At 44.4% G+C, this 20270-nt stretch carries 18 protein-coding genes and 1 pseudogene; 9 read left to right on the plus strand and 10 right to left on the minus strand.

The genetic code is table 11. The features are described from left to right. The first annotated feature begins 540 nt into the window (after positions 1–540). From AB204_RS06925 to gntU, 8 genes are all read left to right on the plus strand, one after another. Entirely contained in the window at positions 541–846 is a 306-nt protein-coding gene (locus tag AB204_RS06925) for a PTS sugar transporter subunit IIB (protein ID WP_047962651.1), read from the plus strand. 22 nt (positions 847–868) lie between these two features. Continuing rightward, entirely contained in the window at positions 869–2176 is a 1308-nt protein-coding gene (locus AB204_RS06930) for a PTS sugar transporter subunit IIC (protein ID WP_047962652.1), read from the plus strand. Between the two features lie 19 nt (positions 2177–2195). Next, positions 2196–2543, plus strand: a complete 348-nt coding sequence (locus AB204_RS06935) for a PTS lactose/cellobiose transporter subunit IIA (RefSeq protein ID WP_084728542.1) — start codon at positions 2196–2198, stop codon at positions 2541–2543. A 12-nt stretch (positions 2544–2555) separates the two neighbouring features. After that, a complete protein-coding gene (locus AB204_RS06940; RefSeq protein WP_047962653.1) occupies positions 2556–3863 on the plus strand; it encodes a 6-phospho-beta-glucosidase in 1308 nt (435 codons plus the stop codon). 37 nt (positions 3864–3900) lie between these two features. After that, the gene (locus tag AB204_RS06945) at positions 3901–4872 is read left to right on the plus strand and encodes a LacI family DNA-binding transcriptional regulator (RefSeq protein ID WP_047962654.1); all 972 of its coding nucleotides are present in this window, start codon (positions 3901–3903) and stop codon (positions 4870–4872) included. Positions 4873–5032: 160 nt separating this feature from the next. Then, positions 5033–6028, plus strand: a complete 996-nt coding sequence (gene gntR, locus AB204_RS06950; protein ID WP_047962655.1) for a gluconate operon transcriptional repressor GntR — start codon at positions 5033–5035, stop codon at positions 6026–6028. Between the two features lie 191 nt (positions 6029–6219). Continuing rightward, positions 6220–6780, plus strand: a complete 561-nt coding sequence (gene gntK, locus AB204_RS06955) for a gluconokinase (protein ID WP_047962656.1) — start codon at positions 6220–6222, stop codon at positions 6778–6780. After that, positions 6777–8114, plus strand: a complete 1338-nt coding sequence (gene gntU / locus AB204_RS06960) for a gluconate transporter (protein ID WP_047962657.1) — start codon at positions 6777–6779, stop codon at positions 8112–8114. The genes gntK and gntU overlap by 4 nt, the downstream gene beginning before the upstream one ends. Positions 8115–8206: 92 nt before the next feature. Here the strand turns inward: gntU and AB204_RS06965 are convergent, their stop codons facing one another. The 5 genes from AB204_RS06965 to argG form a co-directional block, all read right to left on the minus strand. Then, complete coding sequence (locus AB204_RS06965) at positions 8207–8746, minus strand: peptidoglycan DD-metalloendopeptidase family protein (protein ID WP_053067845.1); 540 nt, start codon at positions 8744–8746, stop codon at positions 8207–8209. A gap of 627 nt (positions 8747–9373) precedes the next feature. Beyond that, complete coding sequence (locus AB204_RS06970; RefSeq protein ID WP_053067846.1) at positions 9374–10129, minus strand: LysE/ArgO family amino acid transporter; 756 nt, start codon at positions 10127–10129, stop codon at positions 9374–9376. Positions 10130–10145: 16 nt separating this feature from the next. After that, positions 10146–11627 carry an argininosuccinate lyase gene (argH, locus tag AB204_RS06975; RefSeq protein WP_047962658.1) on the minus strand — a complete coding sequence of 494 codons (1482 nt, stop codon included), beginning with the start codon at positions 11625–11627 and terminating at the stop codon, positions 10146–10148. A gap of 9 nt (positions 11628–11636) precedes the next feature. Then, positions 11637–12215 carry a formyltransferase family protein gene (locus AB204_RS06980; protein ID WP_053067847.1) on the minus strand — a complete coding sequence of 193 codons (579 nt, stop codon included), beginning with the start codon at positions 12213–12215 and terminating at the stop codon, positions 11637–11639. Positions 12216–12237: 22 nt separating this feature from the next. Continuing rightward, the gene (argG, locus tag AB204_RS06985) at positions 12238–13470 is read right to left on the minus strand and encodes an argininosuccinate synthase (protein ID WP_047962659.1); all 1233 of its coding nucleotides are present in this window, start codon (positions 13468–13470) and stop codon (positions 12238–12240) included. A 367-nt stretch (positions 13471–13837) separates the two neighbouring features. On the opposite strand from argG, the pseudogene AB204_RS06990 reads away from it, so the two are divergent. Continuing rightward, positions 13838–14695: pseudogene (locus AB204_RS06990) on the plus strand (LysR family transcriptional regulator ArgP); the annotation flags it as partial. Between the two features lie 126 nt (positions 14696–14821). Here AB204_RS06990 and AB204_RS06995 read toward each other — a convergent pair. The 5 genes from AB204_RS06995 to AB204_RS23425 all read right to left on the minus strand — a co-directional run. Next, positions 14822–16045, minus strand: coding sequence for an SGNH/GDSL hydrolase family protein (locus AB204_RS06995; RefSeq protein WP_047962661.1), 1224 nt, complete (start codon positions 16043–16045; stop codon positions 14822–14824). Continuing rightward, on the minus strand, positions 16032–17168 hold the full coding sequence (locus AB204_RS07000) for an SGNH/GDSL hydrolase family protein (RefSeq protein ID WP_047962662.1): 1137 nt from the start codon (positions 17166–17168) through the stop codon (positions 16032–16034). Before AB204_RS07000 ends, AB204_RS06995 begins: the two co-directional genes overlap by 14 nt. After that, positions 17155–18576, minus strand: a complete 1422-nt coding sequence (locus tag AB204_RS07005; RefSeq protein WP_047962663.1) for an MBOAT family O-acyltransferase — start codon at positions 18574–18576, stop codon at positions 17155–17157. The genes AB204_RS07000 and AB204_RS07005 overlap by 14 nt, the downstream gene beginning before the upstream one ends. A 205-nt stretch (positions 18577–18781) precedes the next feature. Continuing rightward, positions 18782–19555 carry a protein bax gene (locus tag AB204_RS07010; RefSeq protein ID WP_047962664.1) on the minus strand — a complete coding sequence of 258 codons (774 nt, stop codon included), beginning with the start codon at positions 19553–19555 and terminating at the stop codon, positions 18782–18784. Positions 19556–20077: 522 nt separating this feature from the next. Next, on the minus strand, positions 20078–20270 hold a 193-nt coding region (locus AB204_RS23425), incomplete at its 5' end, for a hypothetical protein (RefSeq protein WP_235428047.1).

Consider the following 20270-nt stretch of genomic DNA (forward strand, 5'->3'; position numbering starts at 1 on the left):
ACTCTTGGTTTTTACGCGCTACGCTCATCATGAACGGTTTATCCCCGTACTCACGGGGAACACGATTCAGTGAGTTATTTGGCTGATATTTCCGACGGTTTATCCCCGTACTCACGGGGAACACAGTCAACCGTTATATTCTGTTTTGCTGCTACACGGTTTATCCCCGTACTCACGGGGAACACTACCTCTAATTGCCACGCTGGGCCAGCTAACACGGTTTATCCCCGTACTCACGGGGAACACTCTAAGTTTATCCGTCTGTTTTATAACTATTTTTCAGGGCAGAAAAATTCTACCACTTTTTTAGCCTATCAATCAGTCAAATTCTCCCTTTCATTTTTTCTTATTTTCCATTTGTAATGCAGCTCGCATTTTATCCATATTCTTAATTGTTACTTATCAAATTATGAGACTCTTATCGCAGCAATCACAAAATAACCTGTTAGCCTTAACTAAAATGAGAGCGCTCTCATTTCGGTTTAAGTGAAATAGATTTGAGTGAAATAATAACGAGATAACAATAAAGAGAACAAAACCATGAAAACCATTCTATTGTGTTGTGCAGCGGGGATGTCTACCAGCATGTTGGTGCAGCGTATGCAGTCGGAAGCCGAAAAACGGCAGTTGGATGTGGCTATCAAGGCCGTGCCAGCGCTGGAGTTGGAGGCGTGTATTCATGAAGCCGATGTGATTTTACTGGGGCCGCAAATTCGGTATGAGCTTGCCCGTTTTACTGCACTGGCTGAACCGGCAGGTAAACCCATCAGTTTGATTAATATGTTGGACTATGGCGCACTTCGGGGTGATAAGGTGCTGGATCATGCCTTAAGCCTGTTGGAATAAACTTTCATCAAATGGAGGGTCTATGAGCATTTATGCTTCCATGACACGCATTGTAGAAAGCCATATCGCGCCCATTGCAGGAAAAATCGGTAGTCAGCGGCATATTATTGCGATACGTGATGGTTTTATCTCAGCAATGCCTTTCCTTATTATCGGCAGTATTATGCTGATTGTGGCAAATCCGCCTTTTGATGCGCAAACTTCATCTTCTTTTGGTCAGGCTTGGCTAGCGTTCGCTAAGACTCATTGGGCAACCATTACAATGCCTTTCTTTATGACGATGGGATTGATGAGTATTTTTGTCTCCATCGGTACGGCCTACAGTCTGGCGAAGTCTTACGGGTTGGATGGGTTGACTTCTGCTTTGCTGTCTTTGATGGCGTTTTTGCTGGCGGCGGCGCCACAGGTTGAAAATAAAATGCCGCTCGATTTTCTGGGCGGAGCAGGGGTCTTCACTGCGTTAATTTGCGCAATTTGGTCAGTAGAGTTAATTCGATTGCTTAAGAAATACAATATCGCCATCCGTATGCCCTCTCAGGTTCCACCCGCCATTGCCCGATCTTTTGAACTGTTGTATCCCGTTATTGGTATTTTACTGACGGTTTATCCCATCAGCTTGCTGTTGCAAAGTGAGTTTAATTTGCTGTTACCCGCTGCGGTAATGCAGGTATTCCAGCCGCTGATTGCTGTCGGGGATACGTTGCCTGCCGTGATGTTGTTGGTGTTGGTCGCTAATTTGCTATGGTTCGCCGGCATTCATGGCGACAATATTGTCACCGGGCTGCTTAATCCGATCTTTATGACCAATATTGCTGCCAATGCCGCGTTGATGACTCAGGGAATGGCAACCACGCAGATTTTGACCGCGCCGTATTGGTCTTTTTATGTCTGTATCGGCGGTTCAGGTTCGACATTGGTATTGGCGTTCCTCTATCTACGCAGCCGCTCAATTCATCTGAAAACTATTGGCAAACTCAGCGTTGTGCCTGCCATGTTCAATATCAATGAACCGCTGCTGTTTGGTTCTCCGGTTGTGATGAATCCCACTTTATTAATCCCATTGCTGATTGTGCCGCTGGTGAATGCGGTGCTGGCTTATGGCGCACTGCATCTGGATTTAGTGCAAAAGATGATTGCCATTGCTCCGTGGACTGCGCCAGCCCCGATTGGCGCGCTGATTTCTGCTGCCTGGGATTATCGTGCGTTTGTGCTGGTCGGGGTGTTGATGGTGATTGATTTGCTGATTTGGTATCCCTTCTTCAGGGTGTATGAAAAACAGCTTTTGGCGGAAGAGCAGCAAGCAAAAGATTTAGCTGGGGCAACACCATAATTTCAGGGGGAATTAACGCGTGTCTATTGATTTGGAACAGCAGGATTTTGAACAGCAGATTATCGAGTTACTGGTTCATGCCGGCAGTGCGCGCAGTAGTGCATTAATGGCATTGCAGCAGGCGAAAGAAGGAAATTTTCAGCAAGCTGAGGTGTTGATGGAAGAGTCCCGACAGGAAACTCGCGCAGCTCATGTTATCCAGACAAAACTGATTGGACTGGATGAAGGGTGCGGAAAATTACCCATCAATTTGATCACGGTTCATGCTCAGGATCATTTGATGAACGCGATGGTGATTCAAGATCTTGCTGACAACATGATCGATCTTTATCAGCGCTTGCCGGTACCCGATCGTCAGACGGTATAAAAAGAGGCTCATATGAAACCGATCAAAATTGCAGTGATTGGCGGTGGCAGCAGTTACACACCAGAATTGGTGGAAGGGATTATTCAACGCAGTCAAATGATCCCCCTGTCTGAACTGGCATTGGTGGATGTGGAAGCAGGACGGCAGAAGGTGGAGATCATTGCCGGATTGACACGCCGTATGCTGGATCGTCACGGTTTGCAGCACGTTGTAGTGAGTGTGCATTATTCGCTGGATGAGGCGATCAGCGGGGCCAGTTTTGTTCTCACTCAACTAAGGGTTGGTCAACTTCCTGCCCGTGCTGCTGATGAGCGTCTGGGGTTGAAATATGGCCTGCTTGGGCAAGAAACAACGGGCGTTGGTGGATTTGCCAAGGCATTGCGCACCATTCCTGTTTTGTTGGAGATTGCACGTAAAGTCGAACGTCTTGCACCGGATGCGTGGATCATCAATTTCACTAATCCGGCGGGAATGGTCACAGAAGCGGTGTCCCGCTATAGCAAAGCCAAGATCATCGGGCTGTGCAATGTGCCGATCTCCATGCACCATATGATCGCCAATATGTTGCAACAGCCTTATCAGGATGTGCTGTTACGTTTCGCGGGCCTTAACCATATGGTTTGGGCACATCAGGTATTAGTGAAAGGGAAAGATGAAACAGAGCGGGTACTGGAGTTGCTGTGTAGCGGTGCAGAATTGACGATGAACAATATCAAGGAAGAACCTTGGCCGCCGGAGTTTTTACGGGCGTTGGGAGCGATCCCGTGTCCTTATCACCGTTATTTTTATCAGACTGGCAAAATGTTGCAGGAAGAGAAGGAAGCGGCAGCCAACAAGGGCACACGAGCGGAGCAAGTGATGCAGGTGGAGCGGGAATTATTCGGGTTGTATGCTGATCCAATGCTGGATCACAAACCGGAGCAATTAAGTTTCCGCGGGGGATCTTTCTATTCTGAAGTTGCATTGGAATTGATCTCTGCAATCCACAATAATCTCGGGACACAGTTAGTTGTGAATACGATGAATCACGGAGCCATTAACGGCCTGCCGGATGATGCGGTGATTGAAACCAACTGTGTTGTTGATGCCCAAGGAGCACACCCTCTGGCATTTGGTCAGTTGCCGGACAGTATGCTGGCGCTGACACAGCAAGTAAAAACCTTTGAGCGTCTGACGATTGAAGCTGCGGTTCATGGTGATCGCAAGGCCGCTCTGTTGGCGTTGGTGATGCATCCCTTGATTGCAGATGTTGCACTGGATTCATCATTATTGAATGAAGTATTGGATATCAATCGCATGTATTTGCCACAGTTCCAATAGAACAGGCATTAATTCATTGGGATCACAAGGAAAAAGCATGGTAACACTGGAAGATGTGGCCGCTTACTCTGGCGTTTCCCGCGCCACGGTATCACGGGTTGTCAATGGTGATAAAAACGTAAGGGAGACAACTCGCACCAAAGTGGAAAGCGCCATTATGGAATTGGGCTACAGCCCCAATCTGGCGGCGCGTGAATTGGCATCCAGTCAGAGTCATACGTTGGGATTAGTGACCACTTCCTATCGTGGTGGCTTTTTCGGTGCTTTGATGGATAGCATCCAGACGGAAGCCGAATTACACGGCAAACAGCTTCTGGTTACGCAGGGAAGAAACAGTGCAGAGAATGAATGGCAGGCCATCACCTATCTGCATAGTTTGCGTTGTAATGGATTAATCCTGCATGTACGTGCTATCAGCGATGATAAATTGCGGCAGCTTGCACACGGCGGGCATGCTTTTGTGTTGTTGGATCGGTTGGTATCCGGGTTGGAGCAGCGCTGTGTTGCCTTTGATCATCACAAAGCCGGTTACCTTGCAGCTCAAACTTTGCTTGAATACGGGCATACCCGCATAGCTTGTGTCAGCGGCCCTTTGATGCGTTATCCAAGCCTACAGCGTCGTCAGGGGTTTTTGGATGCTATGCAGGACGCAGGATTACAACCGATCGCGTGTCTGGAGGGAGAGTATGATTTGCAAAGTGGTTACCGGCAAACCCGCGCGATTTTGGCAACATCACGGCCTGATGCTCTGTTTTTCTGTAGTGAAGAAATGGCACTCGGCGGATTGTTGGCGATTACGGAGCAAGGTTTGAGCGTTCCTGAGGATATTTCCATCATTTGTTATGACAGCGGTGAACGGGCGGCATTTATTTATCCTGCGCTGACCAGTGTCCATTTTCCTATCACTGATATGGCGCGTTTTGCCACGCGCCTATTACTTGAACCCGACATGCAACATCCCATATTTTCGCCTCAGATTATTTATCGGGATTCGCTCAAACGCATGTAAAGCATCACAGTTTGAGAAGCAATTGATAAATGAGTGAGAGTGCACCAGCATTTTTCGCTAAAAAGCGTATTGTAATGGTATATAAATGTGTTAAAACCGCGAACTATTCATCTGTACCTATCCATCTGTACGTATCATAACTGATTGCATTACATTGAAAATGAAGAAAAAACGCCCAGCTTTACAAGATGTTGCAGACCTCGTTGGGGTCACCAAAATGACGGTTAGCCGTTTTTTACGTAATCCGGATCAGGTTTCTGAAGCATTGGGAAAACGAATCGCTGAAGCAGTGGACCAATTGGGCTACATTCCCAATCGTGTGCCGGATATTCTTTCCAATTCCACCAGCCGTGCGATAGGCGTTTTGCTTCCTTCATTGACTAATCAAGTTTTTGCCGAGGTTATCCGTGGGATCGAACATGTGACCGATCGCAATGGATATCAGACCATGCTTGCCCACTATGGATACTGTGCCCAGAAAGAAGAAGAGCGTTTACTTTCCCTGCTTTCTTATAATATTGATGGCCTGATTCTGGCAGAACGCACACATACTCCCAAGACGTTGAAAGTGCTGCAAACAGCAGGTATTCCTGTGGTGGAATTAATGGACAGCATATCGCCCTGCCTTGATATTGCGGTGGGAATCGACAATTTTGAAGCGGCGCGTCAGATGACGCTGGCAATGCTTGAACGTGGTTGCCAGAACGTGGTTTACCTCGGCGCCCGGCAGGATGAGCGGACGCTGATCCGTTTGCAGGGGTTTGAAGCGGCGATGCGAAGTGCAGGGCTTCAGCCAAGAAAAGTTATGACGCCAGCCAGTTCATCCTATTCTTTGGGGGCGCAGCTTTTGCAGGAAACCTGCCAGAAATACCCTGAAGTTGATGGCTTGTTTTGCACGAATGATGATATTGCCATTGGGGCGATTTTCGAGTGTCAGCGTCAGGGAATCAAAGTACCGGAAGAAATTGCTGTAGCCGGTTTTCATGGTCATGATATTGGTCAGGTAATGACACCGAAACTTGCCAGTGTTCTGACTCCCCGTGATTTGATGGGACGCAAGGCGGCAGAAGCCCTGCTTGTTCGTTTGAAGGGGGTGCAGCCGGAACAAACTCTGATTGATGTTGGATTTACGCTTTCATTGGGTGAAAGTGTTTAATTTTTGTAGCTTAATATGCTGTTTTTCCATCTTCAATTGCGATAAGCCTCACATTTTCCTTTTTTGTCGATCCTGATTGATTGCTCCCCATCCTGAGCTACTGTTAATGTTACCGGTAATAGTTACCGGTAACATTTTTGCAGGTAAGTCACAGAGATTCAGGCAGTAAGATCTGCATAAAGGAGTTTGATATGAGCGATACCCAACAGCGAAACCATGTTTTTGTCTTGATGGGGGTATCCGGCAGCGGTAAGTCTGCGGTTGCCAGCGGTATTGCCCGTGAACTGGGTGCTGCGTTTCTGGATGGGGATTTTCTTCATCCTCGCGCCAATATTATGAAAATGGCACAAGGCCATGCCCTGAATGATGATGATCGTCAGCCATGGCTGAAGGCACTCAATGACGCCATTTTTGCTATGCAGCGCACCAATCATGTCTCCTTGCTTGTGTGTTCCGCCTTGAAAAAAAACTATCGGGATATGCTGCGTGATGGCAACAAAAACCTGTCCTTTCTTTATATGAAAGGGGATTTTGCTTTAATTGAAAGCCGTCTGAAAGCACGCAAGGGGCATTTCTTCAAGCCGCAAATGTTGATTTCACAATTTGAGACATTGGAAGTGCCGACCAGTGATGAAAAAGATGTCCATCATATTGATATCAAACCTGCTCTGGATGAAGTGATTAAAAACACCATGCATTCTATCGAGCGCACAATAAAAACTACTGACCGTATTAGCAAGGGACATTCATGAGTACATTAACTCTGGTTATGACGGCCGTCGGCTCTGTTCTTCTATTATTATTTCTGGTGATGAAAGCAAGAATGCACGCTTTTATTGCCCTGATGCTGGTTTCGATGGGCGCGGGGATTTTTTCCGGGATGCCATTGGAAAAAATCACCCAGACCATGCAAAACGGCATGGCCGGCACGTTGGGGTTCCTCGCTGTTGTTGTGGCACTGGGCGCGATGTTTGGCAAAATCCTGCATGAAACAGGGGCGCTCGACCAGATTGCGGTGAAACTGCTGGGTAGTTTTGGCGAAAAGCGGGCAAATTACGCATTGGGCATTGCCGGGCTTATCTGTGCATTGCCACTGTTTTTTGATGTGGCGGTCGTTCTGTTGATTGGCGTGGTGTTTGCTGTTGCCCGTCGCACCAATGGTAATGTGGTGAAACTGGCGCTTCCTTTGTTTGCCGGTGTAGCCGCCGCTGCTGCGTTTTTGGTGCCGGGCCCGACGCCTATGCTGCTGGCTTCCCAAATGGGAGCGGATTTTGGTTGGATGATCCTGATTGGCCTGAGTGCTGCGATCCCCGGTATGTTACTGGCTGGCCCGATATACGGTAATTTTATCAGCAAATATGTCACGCTGGATTTGCCTAAAGATCTGAGCACGCCCAGCATTGGCAAAAACCAAATGCCTTCCTTTGGTTTCAGCCTGGCGCTGGTGTTGTTCCCTCTGATATTAGTTGGTTTGAAAACCATCGGTGCACGTTTTGTTGATAAGCAATCTACGCTATACCAATGGCTGGAATTCATCGGGCATCCTTTCACTGCAATTTTGATTGCCTGTTTGGTGGCGATTTATGGTCTGGCAATTCGTCGTGGCATGAGTAAAGACAAAGTGATGGATGTCTGTTCCGCTGCGATTCAACCTGCGGGAATTATCCTGCTGGTGACAGGTGCGGGTGGTGTGTTCAAACAAATTCTGGTGGATTCCGGCGTTGGGCCTGCCTTGGGAAATGCGTTGGTTGGTGCGGGTCTGCCAATCGCGTTGGCGTGTTTTATTCTGGCGGGTGCTGTGCGTGTGATCCAGGGTTCGGCCACTGTGGCGTGTTTGACTACAGTAGGATTAGTTATGCCAGTGATTGGCGAATTGGGGTATTCCGGTGCACAAATGGCGGCGCTGTCAGTATGTATTGCTGGTGGTTCTTTGATTCTTAGCCATGTGAATGATTCCGGTTTCTGGCTGTTCGGTAAATTTACCGGTGCGACAGAATCCCAGACCCTGAAAACGTGGACGATGATGGAAACCATTCTCGGCACAACCGGCGCAGTTGTTGGCATGATCTATTTCGCCATGCTGTGATGTGGTGACGTCTCCCCGCCCAGTGCGAGGCTTTTGCGACAGCTTCGCACTGGACAAGGGCTTACGGCGTTTTTCGCTGAGGACTAGGCCATTTATTCTTTTTTTGTACCAAGCGATTTTGAATCAGACACGTTATTGATCAAATCCGATGGTAAAAATTTTTGTGGATTAACAGAATTTCCATTTTTTCTTATTTCAAAATGCAAATATGCTGAAGAAGCATCTTCCCCCATGGTGGCTATTTTCTTTCCACGTAGAACAGTATCTCCTTCCTTGACTAATACCGTGTTATTGTTCGCATAGGCACTGAGGAAAGTATCACTATGTTTAATAACAATCAGGTTCTTGTAGCCCTTGAGATCATCTCCTGCATATACCACCCGACCATTTTCGGTAGCCAAAATATCTTGACCACGCTCGCCGAATATCTTGATTCCCGGTTCATTTTTATTCGTCTCTATGCTTGTTCCTGATGTCGGCCATATCCATTGGTTCACTTCACGAACCTGATCATATATATCAGCTTTCTTCTCCCCTGAATTATCTTGTGTACATGCACTGATTAGTACAGAAGTGAAAAGCAGAAAAACTATTTTTTTACAATTCACTAATAGATTAAAAACATTTTTCATCTTCTTTTTCCTTTTATAAATTCACAGAACGAATCATTTAAATCCATTTACATTACTTAGGAAATATTCCATTTGTTATTTTAAATATAAGTTTTTTTTAACCCGAATTGTGTTAAAAATCATTATCTAATATGTGAGTACTCTAGTTCCTGCTCTTAGTCTGTGTTCGAACTGACTGCAAGAATACATGCCTGCTAGAATAAATTCTCAGTATTATAAATAAAAAATTACCCAAAAATGGGTAAGTAAATAATTATATGACCTAAGTAATTATTAAATCCTATTAGATCAAAGAGAAATCATCAATAGCTACCATAACATTTAGTTTCTGTAACAAATAGTTATTGATGTAAAGTTCTAATTATAGAACAAATGGTTATAAAAGAATTTGTGAACTCATGGGCTTTACCTTTTTATTTCTGAAAACTAAAACTCATTAACACATTATCTAGATTATTTTTATTACCGGTGGGATTGGGATAAAAACCCTTTATATTTATGCTGAAATATAAAGGGCATAATCGGTAATTTTTGATATTTCCACCATCAATATTTACTAAACACTATTGTGGTTTCGGAAGTACGTGGCAGAACGCAAAACGCTAACAAACAAAAAGCTGACGAGAATTATTGTGGTGTTTGGACATTATATATTCCATATGCGATCAGAAGCATTGCAAAGGCAACAACAAAATCAAAGATCCGTATGGTAATTTCCTTTTGGAATAGTCGTGAAGATAATTTTGAGGCGAACCCTGTCAGATAGAACCAAAAATAAGAGGCTGAACCTGCTCCAATAATAAAACTGAGTTGTGCTGCCGGGGAAAGCCGGGAGCCTAGATTTCCTAAGATCAGAAAAGTGTCGAGGTAAACATGTGGGTTCAATAAAGAAAATGCCAGAGTGGGGATCAGCACGCCCTTACTAAGTTTTGATACAGAGTCAGCATGACTTTCATGAACACTCCAGCCTCTCGGATGTGCCCTTAATGCGTTGAATAAGGAGTTAAAGCTGTAAAACAGCAGGAACGCAATTCCTGCCCATTTCGCGAATAATAAGGCCATCGGCACTAGCTGAACCAAAGTACTCATGAAAATAGTACCAAGTGCTATCAATAACGTATCACACGTGGCTGCGATGGTTGCAGCAAGGAACACATTCTTCTTTTGCAACCCGATCTTTATTATAAAGATGTTTTGTGCGCCGATAGCAATGATCAGACCGAGGCCAACCAAAAATGAACTGATTAGAACATCAGGGAAAATAGTCATGTTATTAAATATGTCATTAAGTATGTCATTAAATATGCTGGATCGCACCGGAAGGGATTTCTGAACTGCCGATGATAAAGATGCCACCACACCCCGGCCAAGTATGATGGCCATCGTTGACTATCCAGTCCTAAATTTGCGAGAGCTTTTGAAGCCTTGACCTTGTCGTACTCAAAGCGATCTTGAGCTTTTGCCTTGATTCATCAATCCAGAGTTTGTGCTGCGATAAACTGTTACGCATATCGGTAATCATGTCGCTGACAGCCTTGGGTGAAGTGCCACCACTACTTGACTGACGGCTAACCACCTTGTCTGGCGACACACATTCACGTATTTCAGAGAGACTTAAAGTGATTGAGTTTTCAGCCAAGTATTTTTGAATATAGTCGAAGTTCCGCAGATCAGACTGGATTTCTGCTAACTTACGCACTAGCGTACCACTTATCTTGTGCGCGTCTCTGAAGGGAATGTTCTTACTAGTCACAAGCATGTTCGCCAGTTCCGTAACTGTAGAGAAATTCTTCCAACACAGCTCGGTTGCTCGCTCGGATTGATAGATAGATGTAGTCATTTGTCGATGACTGATGCTGACCGACGATTTGACGGTATCAATGCTGTCCCACAGCATGGGCTTGTCTTCCTGTAGGTCACAGTTGTAGCCGAGGGTGATACCTTTGTTGATGGTCAAGATCTGCATTAGTGCACCATAAACACGGCCGACTTTTCCCTTGACCAATTCACCAACCACCGGATTCTTTTTCTGCGGCATGATTGAACTACCGGTAGCGAATGCGTCATCCACGGTCAGCAGCCCGAATTCATGGCTACTCCAAACAACGACTTCTTCTGCAAGACGTGAGAGGTTACTCATGATAATCGCGAAAGATGAAATTGCATGACTGACGAAGTCCCGCGAACTGGTTGCATCCAGACTGTGGTAAAGAGTGCTGTTGAAACCCAGCAACTGTGTTGTTAATTCTCTGTTTATATTGAAAGAAGTCCCGGCCAAGGCACAGGCGCCCAAGGCATTGACATTCGTATAACGGAACGAATCCCTCAGTCTTTCAACGTCACGTAGAAACATGCTCGCATAAGCACTGTACCAGAAGGCTAAGTTGATCGGTTGAGCTGGCTGGAGATGGGTGTAGCCGACAGCCAGCCTGCCATTAGTTTCGTCTGCAAGTTGCAGAAGATCGTCAATGAATAGAACCAGTGTTTCTGTAATATTAAGGATCTCTTCGCGGAGATACATACGCGTATCAGTGACGACTTGATCGTTCCTGGAGCGTGCGGTGTGCAGCCGACCACCAAATTCGGGGCCAATTTTCTGAGTGATCAAGGTTTCGATGTTCAGGTGAACATCTTCGTATTGCGGATTCAGTGCGAGCGGATTTTTTTCATTTTCGTCATGCAGTTCAAGAAGAGAGCTGGCAATAGCCGATGCCGCATCATGAGCAACAATTCCTTGTTCATTCAGCATGATCAGGTGCGCCATACTCCCCCATATATCGTAATGGACAAGTCTGGTATCTATTTTTGTGGTTTCCGTATAGTCGAGTACTTCGGCGTCGACATCTTTGTTGAATACACCCGCCCAAAGTTTAGTTGACATAACAATTTCCTATGCTGTTGATCGTTTTTTACGGCACGACAGATAAGTGGAGAGCTGCGTTCTTGTATAAAGTTTGCCTAACCATTGGATATTTACGTGAGGTATCTCTTGAGCATTCCTGATGCGTGCTGAAATTTCATGAAACAAGCTAAGTGCATAAGCTGCTGTTCGGCTCATCAGTGATTCTGGCGTCTCACCCGATATGATCCCGAACTCGGTAACCTTTATGATATTTCCGTGATCTATCTGGCTATCAATGTAGTGGCAGGTAACACCGAAATTTGTATCTTTATTGTCTATCGCGTATTGGTAACCTCCAATCCCCCTGTACTTAACCGGAGCAGGATGGAAGTTTATGGCACCCCGCCGGGCTTTAGTGATGACATCAGGAGCCAATATGAAATCGGATTTGAACGACAGTATCCAGTCCCCTTCCCATTGTTGAACAATGGCTCTAACTTGCGAGTCGTCTGTACCATAGTCCCAGAAAACAGGAGTGACATCGAAGTTACAATCTTTCAAGTAACTCACTGCAAGCCGCGACCACACAGAGTTATCACCGATGAATAAGACATCATAGCTGCCCATTCTATGTATCCCCCGTGTGTCGTTATTTAATTTGTCCCGATAAAGAGGCTGTGCGGGCAGATATCGTCAGAATGTTGAGAAGACCTTCGGAGTCTTTGTGATCAAATTGCCCTTCCGCCTCCATTGAGCCTTCGTTGGTATAAAGTCCATGCTTAACATTCTTACTGGAGATGTAACTCAGATTTCCCCGGTATGCTTCAAAGGTCACGTCCCCACTGACTAAGTTGGTGAGTTCATCCACCGCTTTCCGAGCCATTCGAGAGCCGAGGTCGAGCCAATACCCTTGGTACAACTGACCACCCAAGTACGCGGCAGTGTTTTGATAGAACTGAACCGCTCTTCTGTCTAGAATTTGCTGGAGCAACTGCTGGTAGGCATAGGAAAGGATCACCATGGCAGGCGACTCATAAACACCTCGCGACTTCACACCCACGAACCGGTTTTCGACAAGATTTTCAGCAATGCCAATCCCGTGTTTTCCACCGTTGAGGTTGAAGTATTCAAAAACATCGACAAGACGCATTTCCTGTCCATTGACATGAGTAGGCCTGCCGTTATTAAAAGTGATGGAAAATTGTTCAGGAGTAGACTCGGCGTGTTCCGGCCACTGGCCAATGCCGGGTTCAACAAATTTCATCCGAGTTTCAAGACCTTCGAGCAAACCACCTTCATGTGTGAGTCCCAGCAAGTTTGCGTCAGTGGAATAAGGTTTGTCAGCTGATGCCTTGATCGGAATTTTATGATCATTGCAATATGCCAACATTTCCTTGCGTCCCCTAAATTCATTCAGGAATTCCTGATCACGCCAAGCGGCATAAAACTCAAGGGTCGGGTCAAGCATGGCACCAATAATCTGGAATCTAACTTGGTCATTGCCACGGCCTGTAGCACCATGACTGAAAATGGTGATGCCGCGCTCTTTGATTTTAGGCAATAACCCTTTCATGATGACCTGTCGAGCAGCGCCGGTCAGATTCCAATAGTTTCCCTCATATTTTGCGTTGGCCTGAACGACTGCCAACCCCATTTCAGCCATTTCATTTTTGATATCTACCGCGACAAATTCCGACGCACCGGACTTCAGCATTCGTTCTTTTATTTCGTCGAAGTTCGCTTCATCAGGCTGGCCGAGATCCGCGGTAAAACAGATAACTTCGACTCCCTTCCTCGATAACCAATGTGTGATGGTGCAACTGTCCAGCCCGCCAGAGGCGGCAAATGCAATTTTTTTCCCTTGAATATTATTAATGTCCATTTCGTCACCCTTTCTTTCTGAATCGGTGACCATAAAAATAAGTCTGTAAAATCTAGAAGTACACTTTGTTAAGGAAAATTAAACACCGATGAAAATATTTAAATCAGCGCTTGTGAGGATCGATTCTTGCTTCTTCTCGCCGCTTTTGGTTTCCCCAAACCCGTATCAGGATAAATCGTCGATTTTTATGCTCAAAAAATCCGATTCTCTGATTTATCCTGATATTAATTTAGGAAAGGGAGCAATATATTTATGTTATATGTCCAGAAGAACTCATGATTGACTCACCTATAAGGCATAGGGTATACAGTACTAGTGTAAAAAATCTTGTTTAGATCATAATGTACGATAAAAAAAAACAGATGCACTAATGGCTATCATAGAGACAGGAAGTTTCGAGCAGGCAGCCAGAAAACTCAATATTACTCCATCTGCGATATCACAGCGGATCAAATCCTTGGAAGCAGAAATAGGCGTCCCTATTGTAAGGCGTGAGCATCCCTGCACATATACATCCGAGGGCTTTAAGCTTGTCCAGTACTTGATAAAACTTCATGCCTTGAATGAGGATTTCAAAAACCATTTCTATCGTAACAAGTGGGCTGGTTTTACCATATCAGTCAACAACGATTCCCTTGCTGGCTGGTTGCTACCTGCTATTTCCTGTTACCTTTCGAGTGAAAGAGTAAAAATCGAAATAATTGTCGACGATCAGGATTTCACCCACATGGCGTTGGAATCCGGCAATGCCTTAGGTGCTTTGTCATCCAAAAGTAGCGCCATAAAAGGCTGTTCATCCGTAAGACTCGGTTCAATAAGATATCGATTGCTTGCATCCAGAGAATTTGTGAAGAAATGGTTTAAAGAGGGTGTCAAGAGAAGCGCCCTGACCAAAGCACCTCTATTGGTCTTCAATAAAAAAGATCTACTTCAACAGAATTTTCTTGCTGAACATTTTCTCGTACAGCAGGAGTCCTGCATTTGCCATTACATACCTGGCACCGAGGTTTTCTATCAAGCTGTTAAATTGGGAGTCGGTTATGGAATGATTCCAGATTTTCAGTCCAAAGATCTGATTGAACGCAATGAACTGGTTGACTTGCGGCCGGGGCGCTTTACCGATATTGCACTATATTGGCATTACTGGCCCGCACAATCGGATCTGTTGAGCAAGCTTACCAGTACGTTAATTTCAGAGGCCAGGAAATCGCTTCATCAGGATTAGACTCCACCAGAACTCAAGCCTGCGCTGTCGGTGGAGAATCTAATACTGTGACTCGTATATTGAATCAGGTAAAAATGAAGCGGCTTACTCCAAAGAGAGTTGCCATCCCCAAATACCACTCAATTTTTATCGCTCCACCAAACCCACAAACTGCTTATAAAGCGCTTCGGCACTGCGTTCATAACCGGCAGTGGAAAGGTGAACATAATCAGGGCGTGCGAGATTTTGCTGCGCCCATCCTTTGACTGAACATGACCCGCCCATATATTCCCGCCAATCCCAAAACAGGATGTGCTGTTCTTTGGCAACGGCTTGCTGGACTTGAATAACTCCGTCAAGTAAGGCTGGTTGCTGTTCACTACAGCTTGCCGCGGTTTTATTTTTCAATGAATCATTTGGCCCAATCAGCAGGATAACGGCTTGCGGTATTGTTTTGCGGATGTCTTTTATTTTGGATGTCAGCTCGTTCTGATAAGCAACCAAATCCAGAGAATCATTAAAGGCTTCATTAGTGCCGTAGGCGAGAAGCACCAAATCCGGCTTCATTTGAGCCAGCGTATCAATCCACTGAGGCTGCCATTTATCCAGCATGTTAATGGTGGCACCGTTAATGCCCAATGCAGATAGCATGATGCCGGGGCTTTGGCGTTTTATCAGCCAGCCGCCGATTTTCAATTGTGTATCCTGCGGATAGAGCGAGATTGGAAACGTGATGCTCTTTTCTGGTGAGAAATGCCATTCGCTGTTTGTTGCAGGTAAATCCCATGCTCGCATTGAAGCTGGTTGCGCCTTGATTTGAGCCGCTTCATGGGATTGATACAGGGTGCTTATCCAATATTTATCACGGCTGGCAGGGGATAAATCCAGCCGTATTGTGCTACTGGAACTTTCCGGAACGGCAATAAATCCTCCCAGCGGAAAATCTGCCCGATTATCCTTACGGCTGCTTGAAAGCCACCAGCCCGTTTTATCCTCAGTAAACTTTACTACGGCGTTACGCTGCCCGGGAAGGCTCATTGGAGGAACAAAGCCCGGCCCCGCATCGCCATAACGGTTCTGTAATAAATTGCGCAGCTTGCCCGTAAAAAAGTCGGCGGCAGTGTGTGAGTCCCCCAATTGCACAAAATGAAGTTGGCGAGTATCGCTGTAATGCAGCTTATCCGCCAGTCTTGCGAAATTGGGATCACCAAAATCCGTCAGTTGTTGCTGACGGTACGTCTGCGTGATTTGGCTTTCCGGCGAGGACTGGGATTTTTTATCGTGGCATGATGACAGGCTCGTAGCGAGCGCGATAACCAGCCCTGCACCCATTATCCGATAAAACCCGCGGAATATTCTAAATGGTTGCATCTTCTTTAACTGGCTCCTGAATAAATGTAATCAATGAAAATAGATAGTTAGAGATGGTTTGTTGCCCATTCAAACTGAAATGAATACCATCGCCACTCCGAAGTTTGATTGTGCTGCTGCCATCACCAATATAGTCTGAATAATTCTCCGACTTATATTTGAACATATTATTGGCTGAAATATAGATTTCCCCCATTTTCGTTACCTCAGCCTGATACAATTTATTAAGGTAAACCATACTATTGGAGAGTTTTTTCTGGCGCATATTGGGTGGGCCAACCCAGATGACATCCACATGATGCTGGCGGGCATCATGCAAAATAGCTTCAATGCGTTGACGATAAAGATTTTCCCAATCCTCGCTGGCGAATTTCAAATAAGGGCCTCCACGTTTTGTTGGCATATCCCAAGGGTCATTAGGGCCTAAAAACATGACGACCAATTTAATATCAGGGTTATCTCTCAGGGCATTGCTAATGGTTTTCGGCCAATCAAAGAACCCGGGATAAGACAATCCGGTACTTTGCTTGCTTAAATTAATGCTGGAAATACCATATTCCTGATAAAGACGACGTTTTAAATGCGGAGCAACGCCCTGCATCATTGAATCACCGGCAAAGAGTACCTTATCTTTTACGCCGAGATTAACGTGAGTCTTCTGGACAATCTCAATGACAGAGTTTTGTACTGAGCTATTTTGGAGCCAGGGTGTCTGAACGAGTTTAATATCCTTTTGCAGTAATGCTGGAAATGCGAAAGAGAGATTCTCGATAGGGTGTACATAACCTTCAAGAAAGCGCAGGCCGACTTGAAAATCAGGAGGAAATACGGCTCGGGTGCCATCACTATTCATGGATTGTGTGTGATTATCTTGATATTTGCCTGTTGCATATGCCATGAATGTCTCACTGGCAGCAAGTGAGCCTTGCTGAATATTATTACCTAAATCCCATAATGGCTCACCCTTGAGGGATGCCCAGGGGCTATTACGGTGATATTTCTGTTGCCAGAAGTTATCCAACGAACTTTGATTCAGCCAGATGAGAAACAGACTGGTTACGGAAACGACACAAATCACTTGTCCGACTTTTTTAAGATTAGATGTAAATTCAGAAGTTGGCATAGATAAATCCCGGCATTCCAGAAGGTGACAATATAAATACCAAAGTAAGGATCAAGGCTAAGGGAATCGGATAATAAACCCAGGAAATCAGGTTATGATTTTTTTCAATTTTATTTCTGAGATTCACCAGCCACGGATAGATAATAAAGAATCCCCAAAAAGCCATTAATAGCGCGCTGCTGGATAGCAGTGCTGTGAAGATATCTCCGGAGAACAATTGATTTAACACAGCTAACGCATCATTAAAAGTTGGGCTACGGAAAAAGACCCACGCCAAGCAGACAAAATGGAATGTCACCACGCGGGATAAAAATAATGAAATAGGGTTCCTTGCTTGTAATTCGTTATGTTTTTTCGCCGTGGGGAACAGGGCACTTTTAATATTTTGCAGAATTAACCCTAAGCCATGAATCGCTCCCCAGATAATAAAACTGAGACCGGCGCCGTGCCATAGGCCCGAAATCACCATGGCTATGAACATATTCAGATTCTTGTGGAATGCGCCTTTTTTGTTACCACCCAGTGGAATATAGACATAATCACGGATGAACGTTGACAAGCTGATATGCCAGCGTCGCCAAAACACCTGTAAATTTTCGGCAAGATAAGGGGCATCGAAATTGCGTGGTACGTTGAAGCCTAATAGCAGGGCGATACCAGTGACAAGATCGGTATAGCCGGAAAAGTTGAAGTAGATATTCCAGGCATAAGCATAAATTGCCACAAGAATTTGACCGGCATGATAGCTGGTTGGATCTTCGAAAACAGGATTAACAAAATTCTCAGAGAGCGTTGCACTGAGTAAAAAGAGTTTTGCGATAGCGAGCGCGATCAATAGCAATGCTTTTAAAGGCTCCAGCATCACTCTGGATGCTGTCTGAATTTGTGGCAGAAAATCTTTGGCCCGATTGATTGGCCCGGCGACGATGCTGGGAAAAAAACAAAGATACAAAATGACATCAGGCAGTGGAGCGGGAGGCAGTTCCTTCTTACATACGGATACGACATAACTGACCGAATGGAAAGCATAGAATGACAGCCCTAACGGCATCAGCAATTCCAGTACAGGCAGGTCTACGGTAATGCCAATATTGGCTAATGACTGCTGAATAGCCTCCTGGAAGAAAGAGTAATATTTGAAGGCCGTGAAACAGCCGAGAATACCGAATGTCAGCAGAGTGAATATGACTTTGTTGGATAAATAACGACTGAGAATATTCGCCAAGAGATAAATAAATAGGGTATAGGTGAATAAAATGTAGGCGAAATTTGCTGAAAAAGAGAATACAAGTAAATAACTAACTAAAATTAATAAGCTATTCTGTAGCTTGGGGGCCTTCTGCAAAAGCCAATAGACAACAAGCAGAATAACAAACGATCCAAGAAACTCAAAAGAAAAAAAATTCATATTAGGCTCTGGCTAACCATTTATCGTTGGGGGAAGGTATATAATTGTGGGGCACATTATAGTATGGAATTTATCTATGTTTACAATAGGTAATATAGGAGAGGCTTATAAAAAAAGAATCCACTTTGCAATTAATACAAAATGGATTATTGAGAGATTATTGTACTGGCGATTCCATCGCCTTTTTGTTTATTTATCCGTATTCTTATTGGATAGTGAATTCCTGTACCTGTGAAATCAACTGCTTATTGCCATTAAATACCTGATGCAGATAGCGATTGTAGTCAGCACCCAGTTCGGAATAACCATTAAGGTTATCGATAAGTTTGCTGGTATTCAGCGGTTTCTGCTCTGTCCTCTGGTTTGCACGCGAAGAACGTAGCGACTCATAGGCGTGGTGCGTGTTCAGGTTTTTCATATAGGCAACGACAGAATCATCAATGGAATGGTAAACAGAATAACCTTTGACTTTTCCTTTCGTTTTACCACAAGAGCCACAGCGCATACCAAACAAGTTTTTGTTTTTCTGGGCAAGTTCTGACGTTCCCCAGCCGGATTCTGCTGCTGCCTGAGTGGCGACAAAATGGGTCGGTATAATATCAACCCGGCTCAGCAATTTATTCCAACTGACCTGTTTTGGTGAGTTACAGGTCATTTTGTAATCCACGCAAAGCTTTTTTAATCGATTGATATCCTGTGCAGACCAGTTGCGTGTTTTCTGATGTGACAGGAGCCATTTACGGTCTTGCATAATCTTTTGATTATGCTTATCAATTACAGGGACAACAATATTTAAAAACGCTTTCTTCCGGGGTGTACCTGAAGGGTACTTTCGCAAATCAGGCAAATCTTTCTGAATGCCATTGTGAGAATACTCTTCCATTTTTGCGGTACTGGTCGAGGCATAGCCCAGACCGGTAAAGATTAATGAGATAAAGAAAGCGAAGACCGCAGTTGTCCTCATCATTCGAGAGGGCATTTGCTTCTCCTCGTTTTATTACTCTGGATAAAAAACAAACGAATATTAGCAGGACAAACAATATCTGGCTACTGTTATTCGTCATTCATAAGGTTCGTTTCTGTAACGAATGTTAGTACCCTACTGACAAATATCTATATTTTTTACGTTGTATGGTAAATAAGTGTAATGATTATTATGATTTTATCTGGTGGATGGTATTGGTTTTTTAATGTTTTCCTATAATTATGGGTGAGTTTTATTCTAGGGATTTTATTTGATTACTCGTTGTTTTTAAGGGGTTATTTTATAATATTAATAGATTAATGACAGGGTGGTTTTGTTAATTTTATTATTGCGTGAGTTGTGATTTAAATCAGTAAAAATTCATTATTAATTTTTCTGGTTTATTTTCTGTTAATTACCATAACTGGTTGAAAAATGTTTTTGTTGATCTATCAGGATTGTTAATGCTTTTGGTTCTTATGTTATTTGTGTAAACAGAAATTAAAAAGACAGGTTGACTATAATATAAAGTATTTCCTATTGGGATAGTCTGTTGCTTTTGTTGTTTAAAAAAAATAGATTTAAATAGATATTTTTATTTTGGTTATCAATATATAGTGTGTCAAAAAGAATTAGGGAGCCAAAGCTCCCTAATTGTGCATGATGGAAAACCAACAAAATATTACAGCCACTTAGAAACTCCGCCGTGACGAGAGCAGGCTCCTTTACG

This window comes from Xenorhabdus khoisanae (assembly GCF_001037465.1).
GTDB classification, from domain to species: domain Bacteria; phylum Pseudomonadota; class Gammaproteobacteria; order Enterobacterales; family Enterobacteriaceae; genus Xenorhabdus; species Xenorhabdus khoisanae.